Source organism: Flavobacterium agri (assembly GCF_013401995.1).
Classification (GTDB): domain Bacteria; phylum Bacteroidota; class Bacteroidia; order Flavobacteriales; family Flavobacteriaceae; genus Flavobacterium; species Flavobacterium agri.
The window spans coordinates 248,342-260,972 of sequence record NZ_JACBJI010000005.1 but is presented as its reverse complement, the minus strand read 5'-3'; the positions used below and the strand labels follow the sequence as shown (position 1 = coordinate 260,972).

The following is a 12,631-nucleotide window of genomic DNA, read 5'->3' as shown; positions in this document are numbered from 1 at the left end:
ACGAATTGACTTATGAAAATCTTGATTCGCAAGGGAGAACCCTTTTTATTTTGTGGGGAGAGCAGGATTCGAACCTGCGAAGATTGCTCAACGGATTTACAGTCCGTCCTCGTTGGCCGCTTGAGTATCTCCCCTAACCTTTTTTATTTCAATACCTTAAAGAACAAATCAGTAAAAACTGACAACTTTTTCATTCTTTTGAGCCGATAGAGGGACTCGAACCCACGACCTGCTGATTACAAATCAGCTGCTCTAGCCAGCTGAGCTACACCGGCATTATTCATAAAAAAAGCCCGCTATTTCTAACGGACTGCAAATGTATAGCATTTAAATCGGTAATCAAAACATTTTTCAAAAATTTTTTATCAGATATGAGCCCTGATTTTTTCCTTCCTTTTCATCAGTAAACGCTCCGCCGATTCTGCGCATGAGTCTGCCGCTTCCTCAAAACTTTTACACTGTTTCTTCACTATGAAGTCGTCTCCGGGAACATGAATTTTAATCTCTACGATCTTGTTCTCCTTTTCACTTCCGTTATCGAGTTTCAAATAGACATCCGAAGAAACCACTCTGTCATAATATTTTTCCAACTTATCCATTCTTTCCTGAATGAAATCCACCAGTTTTCTGTCGACAGTAAAGTTAACTGCATGCACATTTACCTTCATAATCAAAATTTTTATGGTTAAACTTTAGGAATCACCTTTGCCTCGAGGATGAGCATTCCCATACACCTGTTTCAATTCAGCCAAGCTGCTGTGGGTGTAAATCTGAGTCGATGCCAAGCTGGAGTGTCCCAATAATTCCTTTACTGAATTTAAGTCGGCTCCGTTGTTAAGCAAATGGGTCGCAAACGTATGCCGAAGGATGTGAGGGCTCTTTTTTACCTTGCCCGACACAGTACTAAAGTAGCCATTTATAAGACGATAAACAAAAGAATCCGTCAATTTAACTCCTTTTAACGACAAGAAGAACAGGTCGTTGTCTTTAATGTGTTGTAATTGCGAACGTTCCGAAAGATAGGCTCGGAATTGTTGTGAAATAATTGGCAACACAGGCAGTATGCGCTCCTTATTTCGCTTCCCGATTACCTTTAACGTATTGGCCGACAAATCGATGTTCGCCACTTTTAAATGAATGAGTTCCGTGCGCCTCATACCCGTCGCATAAAACAAATCGATGATGAGTTTGTCGCGCAAACCCTCGAATCCCGGCGGATATTCGATTTGGTTCAGAACCGCTTCCAATTCATTCTCCGAAAAAGGCACCTGAAGTTTTTTGGGCGCTTTGAGCGACTTGTGCTTGAGCAACGGATTGATTTCGATCTGCTTCGTCTTGAGCAGGAATTTATAGTACGCCTTGAGCGACGATATTTTGCGGTTGACCGAAGCATTGCCGATTCCCGCTTCTACCAAAGAAACGATCCATGCGCGAATTTGGCCGTAAGCCACCGAATCGATGTTCGCATCGTCAAATTCAGCATCGGCAAAAGAAGAAAACGCACCAAGGTCGGTCATGTAAGCCGTGACCGTATGTGCCGAATAATTCTTTTCGCGACGCAGATATTCCTCGAATGCCTGTAGGTTTGAAAGCATAAAAAAACCGCTTGCCCAAAGATAGGCAAACGGTTCTTATGTTCTTAAATAAGGATATACTAGCTTTCGAGGCTGTCCTTAAGGTGCTGGATGTACTGCGCCTTTTGAACTTGCATGCGGCGTGATACCGATGGTTTTACGAAAGCTTGACGCGCACGCAACTGACGTACAGTTCCGGTTTTGTCAAATTTTCTCTTGTAACGCTTAAGCGCGCGATCAATGTTTTCTCCGTCTTTAATTGGTATGATTAGCATGTGGACACCTCCTTTCGTTAAAATTTTGAGCGGCAAAGATACTCAAAAAGAGGAAAGAAGCAAGAGGCGAGGTGATTTTTTTGAGATAATAGATGAAAGACGGATAGATAATAGACATTCTTATGCGGGAAGATAGTCGTTTTGGGTTGGCTGATCCACCCTTTTGGTTCCTCGACTGCGCTCGGAACCCAAGCACCTCCAATCAATCCCGCTCCAAAACAAATCAAATTTCCAAAACAGCGGCCTTTCAAAAAAAACGGGATTCATTCGAGCCCCGTCTATTATCTATCTGTCTATTACTTACTATCTCACTTCAAAAGATTCCGCGAAATCACCAACTTCTGGATTTCGGTCGTCCCTTCTCCTATCGTACACAATTTCGAATCGCGGTAAAATTTCTCTACCGGAAAATCTTTTGTATACCCATATCCGCCATGGATTTGCACGGCGTCGTTCGAAACTTTGACACACACTTCAGACGAATACATCTTTGCCATCGCGCCCGCGGTCGTCACCGGCTTCTTGTTGTTTTTCAAGTGAGCCGCCTTGTGCAACAACAATTCCGAAGCTTCGATTTCCGTAGCCATATCGGCAAGCTTGAACGCAATGCCCTGGAACTCGCTGATCGGTTTTCCGAATTGTTGTCTTTCTTTCGAATATTTCAATGCAGCCTCGAAAGCGCCTTTCGCGATCCCCAAAGACAAAGCACCGATAGAAATACGCCCTCCGTCGAGAATCGTCATTGCTTGTTTAAATCCTTCGCCTACATTGCCCAAACGATTCGCATCGGGAACGCGGCATCCGTCGAAAATCAATTCGGCCGTTTCGCTGGCACGCATGCCTAGCTTATTTTCTTTTTTCCCTGAGGAGAATCCGGCCATGCCTTTTTCAAGTACGAATGCCGTCATGCCTTTAGAATCGCCTTTTTCACCGGTACGCGCGATTACAACCGCAATTTGACCGGAAATGGCATGAGTGATGAAGTTTTTGGCTCCGTTAAGAATCCAGTGGTCACCATCGCGTACAGCAGTGGTGTTCATTCCGCCTGCATCCGATCCGGTGTTGTGTTCTGTCAAACCCCATGCTCCTATCCATTGGCCGCTTGCGAGTTTAGGAATCCATTTCAATTTCTGCTCCTCGTTGCCGAAAGTCAAAATGTGGTTCGTGCAAAGCGAATTATGGGCCGCAACCGACAATCCTATAGACGGATCGACCTTCGATATTTCTTCAATAACGGTAATGTATTCATGGTAACCCAATCCCGATCCTCCCAATTCTTCGGGAACCAAAACGCCCATGTAGCCCATTTCCCCTAGTTTGTGGAAAAGCTCGACAGGAAACGTCTGGGCCTCGTCCCACTCCATGATATGCGGGCGGATATGCTGCTCGGCAAAATCCCTGATGGACTCGGCAATCATTGATTCGGTTTCAATAAAATCGTAATTCATATTTGGTTGTATTTTTTAGAATTCCAAATATAGGCTAATTATTTTTACGTTATCAACAGGAAAGTTGTCAATTTTTAGTAAATCATCAGAATTAACGATTCTTCCGTTCATGCTTCTGTACGTGACGATCGACTTGGCCAAAGCGTACCTGAAATACGGAAAAGCAGACAGCTCGCGCAAAGAGGCTTCGTTCACATTGATCTTCCTCAAAGTCGGAATTTCGGCGACCTTAAACCTCTCGTTGAGCTTTTCGATCACTTCGTCCGATAAGCCCCACACCTGTCTCATTTGCGACATATCGACAAAACCGCCAAGCGTCTCCCTTTGCAAGATTATGCGGTCGGACAATGCATTACCAATTCCGAACACAGCCATCAATTCCTGTTTTGAAGCTTTATTGATATCGGTTTTGCTTATCTCTTTTTTGGGAGTTTGCCGAAAATCGTATTTGACATTCGAATGCTTGCGATTTACCCAATCCGGAAATTTGAAATAAGGCGCGATCCGAACCAACAACGAATCGGAAACACCTGTGACTTTCTGGAAGTCCTCGACCGAATTCACATACAGATTCTTGTTTCGGAATGCGAGCAACCTATCGATTTCGGCAACAGACATTCCTAACCTGTATCCTTTGTAATCGGTGATGAAATTCGGATTGAACGGATAGATTTTCGTTTTTCGGTCTTCTTTTTCCTTTGCCAGAGAATCGATTTCGTTTTGCAACGCGAGCCATTCGCGATCTTGAGGAATCGGTTTGGGTTTGAGAAGAAAATCAGTTACCCGAAAAGCAATTTGGAAAATAACGATAAGCGAGGCTAGCGAAATGATGCCAACGCGTTGTGTCCTCGTGTAGCCGAGGAGGTTTTGAAGAGACGTTTTCATTTTGGCGTGTATTAAATTTATATGGCATAGATAAACTCCTAAAGATCGAAAACAGAGCTGCGTTTGGCGCGGATCAGGTCTTTCAACCGAATCCAGAACGCGAGCGTAAGATAGACGCCGAACCAAAGACCGGCCGTCACGAACGAAATATAGATGAAGAACAATCGGACGCTTGTAGCGCGCATCCCGAGCTTATCCGCGAGGCGCGACGAAACCTGAAAACCGTACTTCTCGAAGAAATACTTCAATTTGAGCACAAAGGGCGTCTTTTGATTTTCCACATTCTAAAAGTACGTTTTTTGGATATATTTACAAGGATGAAAAACTTTAGATTTTTTACTTTCCTTTTGATGTTGGCCTTCGTCTCGTGCAAGAACGAAGACGCCCAGTATATTGACCCGAGAGGTACCGATTATGCGGGCGCGCAAAGCTGCGTCGAATGCCATAGCGACATTTCGCATTCGGCCATGGTTACCGCGCACATGAAAGCGACGGCGCCCGCTACGGCCGAAAATGTTCTCGGCAGCTTCGAATCGGGGCAAAATACGTTCGTTTACGGCCCGAATTCTACGATTACCATGGAAAAACAGGGCGACAGTCTATACCAGGTTTGGAAAAAAGACGGGGAGATCCAAAGAAAACACGCGTTCGACATCGTATTTGGCGGACGCAACGCCCAAACGGCCGTCTACTGGCATAACCTGAACACATACGAACTTCCGGTTTCCTTTTACCGTTCGGCTAACGGTTGGGGAACAAGCCCGGGATTTTCGCCCACAGATCCGAACTTCGACCGCAAAATGATCAAGGATTGTTACGCGTGCCACAGTTCGAACGTTCGAAGTGTAGACGCCAAAGTGACTTCGCAACAGCAAAATGCATTTACTATGGATGTCGAGGATGTCATCCACAAAGAAAACATCATATATGGTATTGACTGCGAACGTTGTCACGGGCCGGCCAAAAAACACGTCGATTATCACAAGAAATTCCCCGATGTCAAAATCGCCCAGCAAATCAAGAGTTTCAAGTCGATGGGCAAGCAGCAAAAACTCGACGCCTGTTCCATTTGCCATGCGGGAAGCGACGGCATGAAACTCAAATCGCGTTTCGACTTCAAACCCGGCGACAATCTCAATGATTATTATCGTCCGTTGCCGAATGCCGAAATTGACGTGCACGGCAACCAGCACGGCATGCTCACCCAAAGCAAGTGCTTCACCAAAAGCACGAACATGGATTGCACGACCTGTCACGACGCCCACGAAAACGCTCCGAAAGAACCGTCGTATTATTCTCGCATTTGTTCTAGTTGCCATGCTCATCCGAACCATTCGAAAGAAACGGTGGCTTCTGCCTCAAAGGAAGATTTAGAATTGAAATGTGTGGAATGCCATATGCCGAAACAGGATTCACGAGCGATCACGTTTTACACGGCGTTCAATTCGCCCAACCAAAGCTATCAGTTAAGGACGCATAAGATCGGCGTTTATCCGAACAAAAAATCAGCGAAGTAAATAGAGTTTGGCACAGGCTCGCGCATCCGACAACGCTTCGTGGTGATTGAGTTCGATGCCGTGACGGTCGGAGCACGCCTTGAGATTGGCGGGCTTGTATCCTTTGGCACGATAGATTTTTGCCGTGCATTCCCACCTGTCCGAAATTTCGAGCTCGTCGTAATACAAACCGTAATAGCGCATCGTCTTCAAGAGTACGTTGCGGTCGAACGACTCGTTGTGGACCACTATCGTCCGTCCGAAAAGACGTTTGCCGATTTCGGGAAACACCGCGTCGAACGTCTTGGCATTTACGATCTGGATTGGTTTGATGCCGTGCACCATGATGTTGCGATACCAATACTCGTTATCCGGAGTTTGGATCAACGTATGGAATTCGTCTACAATCACGCCGTCATTGACCGTAACGATACCGACAGCACAAGCGCTTTCGCAATATCCGGTCGCGGTTTCGAAGTCTATGGCGGTAAAGGTCATGGCTGGGTTTGGACGCGCAAGATACGAATGCTATATTTGGGAAACCTAACGCCTACCATGAAAAAATATTTCTTCGGACTCGTGCTACTGTTATCGGCGGTGACTTTCGCCCAAAAACAAAAGCCTTCCGAAACCGTTAAAATCACCTACTTAAGAAGTTCAAACGGCAATCTTGTGCAAAACCAGGAGCCGATTTTGGTATATGCTTCACAAGAAACGACACGCATATCGAACGCCAAAATACTTTCGGGAACCGCCAAAATTCCAAACGAAGAGGTACAGATCGATTTCCCATCGAACAAAATTACGCAAACGGCACAAATCACACCTGCCAAATTCATTTCGGTAACCGACAGCACATCGCTCGCCAAACAGCAATTGGAACTCGTTGAAGGCACGAAAAAAATTCTCGGTTACACGTGCAAGAAGGCCAAAACGGTAATCAACTCAAACACGATCGATATTTGGTACACGACCGAAGCCGGCGTTCACGGTTCGCCTTCTACTTTAGGCGCGACGCTCGGTTTGGTTTTGGAGACGGTGCGCAACGGGAATTTCGTCGTGTCTGCGACTAAAATCGAAAAATTCAAAAAAGCCGTTCCGAAATCCGATCATACGACGCAATCGGTAGACGCTTTGACGTATAAGGATTTGCTTTGGAAAAGCCGGTTCACGACGATAGAAGTGTTCAAGAAGGAAACTGTCAGTTTCAGTCCGGATTCGAAATCGGAAGGCGACATTTTGCGTTTTGCGAGCGGAACGATTCTCGTGCGCAAAGTCAAAATTCCCGAAATCGAAAAAGGCAGCCAGGTTTTTGTAGACGTGACCGAACAATCGAACGGCGACGCTTACGACCGTACCGGATCTGTGTTCCTGATTCCGACAGAAGGCAGCCCGTCTTTTCTTGACGGATTGGAACAAGGCAAGGAAAAACTTCCGATCTACGAAAACGGCAACGGTAAAAAATACCAAGGCGTCGTAAAGTCTGGCGATTATGAACCGTTGCTCGAACTCATGCGCTTTTTCACTCCGTTCGGCGTGAGCAAATACAATACGATAAAGCTTAAGAACAAGACTTGGCAGGACAGCGTGATCTACCGTCAGGACATTTCGGACTTTATCCCGAAACTCAGCGGAAAGGAAGTCTATATCGGCCTGAGCATCGGCAATTATGACAAAGGCGGACACAAGGCGAGCGTGAACCTTACGATACATCCCGAGGAATCATCGGCTGTAAAGCCCGAAACCGAAATCCTACCGCTTTTCAACACGAACAACGTCATGGAAATGGCGGGACAGGAATACGGCACGATGTTCAGTTCGGAAAAAGGACTCGAAGTGACGTTCACTTTGCCGCAACCTCTGAAGAACGCCAAATTGCGCTACATCACTACCGGACACGGCGGTTGGGAAAACGGGGACGAATACCTCAAAAAGAAAAACACCATATTGCTCGATTCGAAACAAGTGTTCGCTTTCGTGCCTTGGCGCACCGATTGCGGATCGTACCGCTTGAGCAATCCGGCATCGGGAAATTTCGAGAACGGTTTGTCGTCATCCGATGAAAGCCGGTCGAATTGGTGTCCGGGCACGACAACAAACCCGATCTGGATTGACCTGGGCGACCTTGCCGGCGGAACGCATACGATTACGGTCAAAATCCCGATGAACGCTCCGGAAGGCACGAGTTTCAGTTCGTGGAATGTCTCGGGTGTATTAATTGGTGAAAAGTAATTCCTCCCGAAAAGACATAGTGAACAAATTCCAAAAAAGCGAAAAAACTCCAGCTATAGAAATAACTGGAGTTTTTTTATCAATTGACGGAACGAAATTTTGGGATTTATTTAATCGTTCCTATGATGTCGTACTTGGTGATGATATGATGCCTTCCGTCTCCTAAATCTACAAGTACCGCCTGATTTTCCTTGTTGATGAGTTTCGAGATTTCCTCAACGGGCGTTCCGGCTTTTACGATCGGATACGGTTTGCCCATGACTTCACGGATTGGTTTTTCGGCCGCGTTCTTGTCGGAAATGTAACTTTGGAAAAGATCGGTTTCGTCTACAGATCCTACAAAACCGTTAATATCGATAACCGGAATCTGAGAAATCTTGTACTTGCGCATGCGCTCGATAGCGTGGGAAACGAGTTCTTCCGTACGCACCACTACAAGCGGTTTTTCGATATGGTCTTTGATAAGGTCTTCGGCTTTGGTGATGTCTTCGTCAAGAAAACCGCGCTCGCGCATCCAGTCGTCATTGAACATCTTACCTACGTAACGGCTGCCTGAATCGTGGAAAAGCACGACCACGACGTCTTCCGGCTTGAAATGTTCTTTTAATTGAAGCACGCCTTTTATCGCCGCGCCGGCTGAGTTCCCGACGAAGATACCTTCTTCGAGTGCGAGCTTTCTCGTATATACGGCAGCGTCTTTATCGGTGACTTTCGTGAACCCGTCGATCAACGAGAAGTCGACATTTTTAGGAAGGATGTCCTCGCCTATTCCTTCGGTGATGTAAGAGTAGATTTCGTTCTCGTCGAAAATCCCGGTTTCGTGGTACTTCTTGAACACCGAACCGTAAGTGTCGACGCCCCAAATCTTGACGTTCGGATTGCGTTCTTTAAGATATTTGGCGACACCAGAAATGGTTCCGCCCGTTCCTACGCCTACTATGAAATGCGTGATTTTCCCATCGGTCTGTTCCCAGATTTCGGGGCCGGTCTGCTCGTAATGCGCTTGGGTGTTCGACATGTTGTCGTATTGGTTCACGTACCAGGCATTCGGGGTTTCTTCGGCAAGGCGACGCGACACGGAATAATACGAACGTGGATCGCTTGGTTCAACATCTGTAGGACAAACCACGACTTTTGCACCCACGGCGCGAAGGATGTCCATTTTTTCTTTGGATTGCTTATCCGTGATTACGCATACCAATTTGTAGCCTTTTACGATGGCGCCAAGAGCCAAACCCATTCCAGTGTTGCCGGATGTTCCTTCGATGATGGTTCCACCTGGTTTGAGGCGTCCGTCGGCTTCGGCGTCTTCAATCATTTTGACAGCCATGCGGTCTTTGACCGAATTGCCAGGATTGAAGGTCTCGACTTTGGCCAGAACGAGTGCGTCGATCTCTTTGGTGACTTTGTTGAGTTTTACCATTGGCGTGTTCCCGATGGTGCCCAATATGTTTTCTGCGTATTTCATTATCAATTGTTTCGAAGCGCAAAGGTAGCGATGTTTCGCAGATTGCTAAAACGATTTCTTAGAAGGGATTCGTTTTTTGGAGAGACGTCACGAAGAACGTACGCGTGAGGGATTTATCATTTCCCGCCTTCTGTAAAACCGGAAAGGCCGCCGGCACGCCCAAATCTTATTTAAAGAAATTCCACTCCATACCGATACGGATCATGAAGTCGCGGTACGGGTAGTTGGGTGCGGTCAAAAAGTTATTCCCCGTCCAGGCCGAGTTGAAATGCTCGCACTTGAAGTAGATTCTCGCGGTACGGATTTTCATGTCGAGGAAAAAATCGAACATCGGAAAATCGCCGATTTCCTTTTGGTTCTGCACGTAGAATTCTCCAATTACAGGATTGTAGTCGTTCGCGTAATATTTGGTGAAGTAATTGAACGTGACGCCGGTCTGGATAAACAGCGCTTTTTTGAAATAATAGTCCTGGAAGTACAAGGTATTTCGTGTCACGAACTTCGGCACGTTGACGATATCGCTTTCCTGATCTACTTGTTGATACAGCACGGTATTGTCCAATCCAAACTTCCAGAGCTTGAGATCGCGTCCAACTTTTACCGAAAGATAGTTGATGGAACCCGAATGTTGCTGAGGCGCGAGAATAACGGTGTCATCGGCAGCCGTATCGGCAAAGTACAACATGTCTTTGAACGAAGACACCTTCACTGAAGCGGTAAGCCATTGCGTATTGGCGTCTATGCTTATGGTGTTGATCTTTTCGTTATTGAAATCGTTCGTCCAATTGTAGGCGATGTAAGAACTTTGATTGAGGTTGTAGATATTATCCGGAATCTTGTTCATGCGCTCGTACTGGAACGAGACTACATTTTTGTCGTTGAACGTATAGCGCAGGTTTCCTTGGATGTGCGAAAGCGATTGGTCGCCCATGGACTGTGAAATGAGGCCATGCGCCATCCAGTGTTGGGTTCGGAATTCGTATTCTCCTCCTATGGTTTGGATTTCGTCGCTGAGCAAACCCGTGTTGATGCCTTCATCGAGCAAAAGCACGCGGTCGAAATAATAGTTATAGCGGAAATCCTCGGCGAAGAATTTGAATTTCCCCAACGTCTTGTTTTCATAAACTACCGCAACCTTATTGTACATACGATTGTAATGCGTCTGATCGTTTATGTTCGCCGGTCGGAAAGAAGCACCGTATCGTTGAATCGTCGTGTTGTCGTCCAAAACCGTAGTAAGTGTTCCCTGTTTATATTGGAAAAACTTGTTTTCGTAATTGAATTGATGGGTGATGTGCAGGTTGTTTTGTGCGTCGTTTCCGTTAATCCGGAAATCGTGGTCGAGAAACAGGCGCTTGCCTTTCAGGAAAGATTCCGCATCCCTCGAAAACACATTGAGACGCAGCCTGTTTTTGTATTGGGAACTTCCGCTTTCGAAATCTTCTATATTGGCGACACCGCCATTTTCATCGTTGAGGAAATCGTAAGACACGAAATGGAAATTGGCCGAATAGCGGTTGTCTTTCGTATGATAACTCGTGGTAAACCTAAAATTTCCCGTACTCGAAACCGAGTTGATGTATTTTCCGTCTGATCGCAAACCTTTATAAGCGATCGAAAAATTAAGCTGTGGCGAAATGTTGGCCGATACGAAAGCGTCTACGTTTTGTCCGCGTTGCATCACCGATTTGTAATACAGATCCGTGAATGGCGTGGCCATCGAGTAATATCGGATATCGCGTGCTTCGAGGTAAGGAAATTGTTTGGCCCTGTGTCCGAAACCCGGAAACGGATCGTGTTTTTTTAGTCCGAAATCGAGCGTTTGATACGTCTGTCCTTCATTGGCGAACGGAAGAAGTCCGAAAATATCCTTGCGCAAATAATTGTGCTTGTACTCGTCTTGTATCGTAAGTGAGGTATCTACATAAACCGTATCTCTTTCGAGCATGACGATGCGGTACATGTCTATGGTAGCCTTAGGAGCGTCTTTAGCCGGTTTACCCGAGGCATCTTTTGGTGCAGCAGCAGGCGTTACCCGTTCCTGACAATAAACGTGCGAAGAAACAATCAAAAAACAAATCAGCAAAAGAACCCTCATAGCCTAGGAATAGGCACAAAAATACACAATCGATTGTTATGATAATCCAAAAAGATTGCAGCAAAAGAAAAAGGCCACCCTTTCGGATGGCCTTTATATCTGAATTACTAAAAATTAGTTTTTCAAATGAGCTTTGCGCTTAGCGGCAAGCTGTTGAACAAGGTTCGCCATACGGCCAGTACCCAATAGTTCACCATCCATTGTAGTGGCAGTGTACGTAGTTCCGGCTTTAGTCACAATCGCAACAGGAATGATAGCTGCATCGTTACCGTCAGCCAAGCCGCCGGCAGTGTATGTCCATTCACCATCCATGTTGATTGTCGCCTTGAAAGCACCCGGTCTTCCCATATCAACAAAAGCCTTGAATAGGATTTCCCCTCCTTCAGGAGCACCAGGACCTTCGTTCGTGTAAAAACTTGGCGCAATGATGTAATCTCCGTCCGGTGCATCTGCAGGAAGAACTGCCAATTCTGGACATTCTGTGTAAGACGAAGCCACAAGATTCAAGCCAGCATCATAGATTTCCATATCGAAATCAAATTCACAAAATTCACCATCTTGCTCACTTGCTGTAACATCGTATGTTCCTCCGTGTAGAGTTCCATAAGTATCAGCCGAAGTTTGGCTCCAATCCAAACGAGCCCAGAAATCATCGATTACTGTATTGTTAACAGTAACTGTAAAGAATTCTGAAGTTTCAGCGATGTTTCCATTTGAATTTCCGTCAGGATACAAACGGAAATTGAACGTTTCCGCACCTTCTGCTTCCAAATCTACCGGAGCGACGAATGTAAAAGAATAGGTTGTCGTGTAAGCAGGCATTGTGAAATAAAAGCCCAACTGTCCAAATCCGGTACCAACTTCGGTCTCGGTTCCATCTTCAGTGGCCAAATCTCTAAAGCCGCCAGTACTTGTATTCAAAACATCCAATTTGAACTCCATAGAGTTATTGATTGCCTTGTCCGAAGTAAGTGTCACCGTAATGACATCACCTTCGTTTACAGTAGTCGAAGAAACGGTTGCTGTAACAACTGGCTTTTCCAAACGAGTTGAAAGCGTCGCATCGTCGTCATCACTACAAGAGGCGAACGAAGCTGCCAATGCTGCAACAAAAAGAAATTTATATCTAAATATTTTCTTCATTTTTGAATTTTG

12 protein-coding genes and 2 tRNA genes are annotated in these 12,631 nt (G+C 45.8%); 2 read left to right on the top strand and 12 right to left on the bottom strand.

The features are described 5' to 3' along the window. Nucleotides 1–53: 53 nt before the first annotated feature. The 8 genes from HZF10_RS13220 to HZF10_RS13185 all read right to left on the bottom strand — a co-directional run bounded on the left by HZF10_RS13220 (nt 54) and on the right by HZF10_RS13185 (nt 4,439). Nucleotides 54–134 (bottom strand) — tRNA-Tyr (locus tag HZF10_RS13220). A 67-nt stretch (nt 135–201) separates the two neighbouring features. After that, nucleotides 202–275 (bottom strand) — tRNA-Thr (locus HZF10_RS13215). 90 nt (nt 276–365) lie between these two features. After that, on the bottom strand, nt 366–668 hold the full coding sequence (gene hpf, locus HZF10_RS13210; protein WP_176006692.1) for a ribosome hibernation-promoting factor, HPF/YfiA family: 303 nt from the start codon (nt 666–668) through the stop codon (nt 366–368). A 24-nt stretch (nt 669–692) separates the two neighbouring features. Next, a complete protein-coding gene (locus HZF10_RS13205; RefSeq protein ID WP_176006691.1) occupies nt 693–1,595 on the bottom strand; it encodes a tyrosine-type recombinase/integrase in 903 nt (300 codons plus the stop codon). Nucleotides 1,596–1,654: 59 nt separating this feature from the next. Continuing rightward, nucleotides 1,655–1,849 carry a 30S ribosomal protein S21 gene (gene rpsU, locus HZF10_RS13200; RefSeq protein ID WP_176006690.1) on the bottom strand — a complete coding sequence of 65 codons (195 nt, stop codon included), beginning with the start codon at nt 1,847–1,849 and terminating at the stop codon, nt 1,655–1,657. Between the two features lie 308 nt (nt 1,850–2,157). Then, entirely contained in the window at nt 2,158–3,297 is a 1,140-nt protein-coding gene (locus HZF10_RS13195; RefSeq protein ID WP_176006689.1) for an acyl-CoA dehydrogenase family protein, read from the bottom strand. A gap of 15 nt (nt 3,298–3,312) precedes the next feature. Continuing rightward, complete coding sequence (locus tag HZF10_RS13190) at nt 3,313–4,182, bottom strand: helix-hairpin-helix domain-containing protein (RefSeq protein ID WP_176006688.1); 870 nt, start codon at nt 4,180–4,182, stop codon at nt 3,313–3,315. A 38-nt stretch (nt 4,183–4,220) separates the two neighbouring features. Next, the gene (locus HZF10_RS13185) at nt 4,221–4,439 is read right to left on the bottom strand and encodes a PspC domain-containing protein (protein WP_176006687.1); all 219 of its coding nucleotides are present in this window, start codon (nt 4,437–4,439) and stop codon (nt 4,221–4,223) included. Between the two features lie 60 nt (nt 4,440–4,499). Here HZF10_RS13185 and HZF10_RS13180 point away from each other — a divergent pair, with 60 nt between their 5' ends. Next, on the top strand, nt 4,500–5,699 hold the full coding sequence (locus HZF10_RS13180; RefSeq protein WP_176006686.1) for a hypothetical protein: 1,200 nt from the start codon (nt 4,500–4,502) through the stop codon (nt 5,697–5,699). Here HZF10_RS13180 and HZF10_RS13175 read toward each other — a convergent pair. Next, a complete protein-coding gene (locus HZF10_RS13175; protein WP_176006685.1) occupies nt 5,688–6,176 on the bottom strand; it encodes a 3'-5' exonuclease in 489 nt (162 codons plus the stop codon). The genes HZF10_RS13180 and HZF10_RS13175 overlap by 12 nt on opposite strands. 57 nt (nt 6,177–6,233) lie before the next feature. Here HZF10_RS13175 and HZF10_RS13170 point away from each other — a divergent pair, with 57 nt between their 5' ends. Further along, entirely contained in the window at nt 6,234–7,910 is a 1,677-nt protein-coding gene (locus tag HZF10_RS13170; RefSeq protein ID WP_176006684.1) for a GLPGLI family protein, read from the top strand. A gap of 106 nt (nt 7,911–8,016) precedes the next feature. On the opposite strand, the gene HZF10_RS13165 is transcribed toward HZF10_RS13170, so the two are convergent. The 3 genes from HZF10_RS13165 to HZF10_RS13155 all read right to left on the bottom strand — a co-directional run bounded on the left by HZF10_RS13165 (nt 8,017) and on the right by HZF10_RS13155 (nt 12,619). Further along, a complete protein-coding gene (locus HZF10_RS13165; RefSeq protein WP_176006683.1) occupies nt 8,017–9,378 on the bottom strand; it encodes a pyridoxal-phosphate dependent enzyme in 1,362 nt (453 codons plus the stop codon). Between the two features lie 166 nt (nt 9,379–9,544). Further along, complete coding sequence (locus tag HZF10_RS13160; protein WP_176006682.1) at nt 9,545–11,476, bottom strand: putative porin; 1,932 nt, start codon at nt 11,474–11,476, stop codon at nt 9,545–9,547. Between the two features lie 114 nt (nt 11,477–11,590). Next, nucleotides 11,591–12,619, bottom strand: coding sequence for a hypothetical protein (locus tag HZF10_RS13155; protein ID WP_176006681.1), 1,029 nt, complete (start codon nt 12,617–12,619; stop codon nt 11,591–11,593). Nucleotides 12,620–12,631 lie beyond the last annotated feature (12 nt).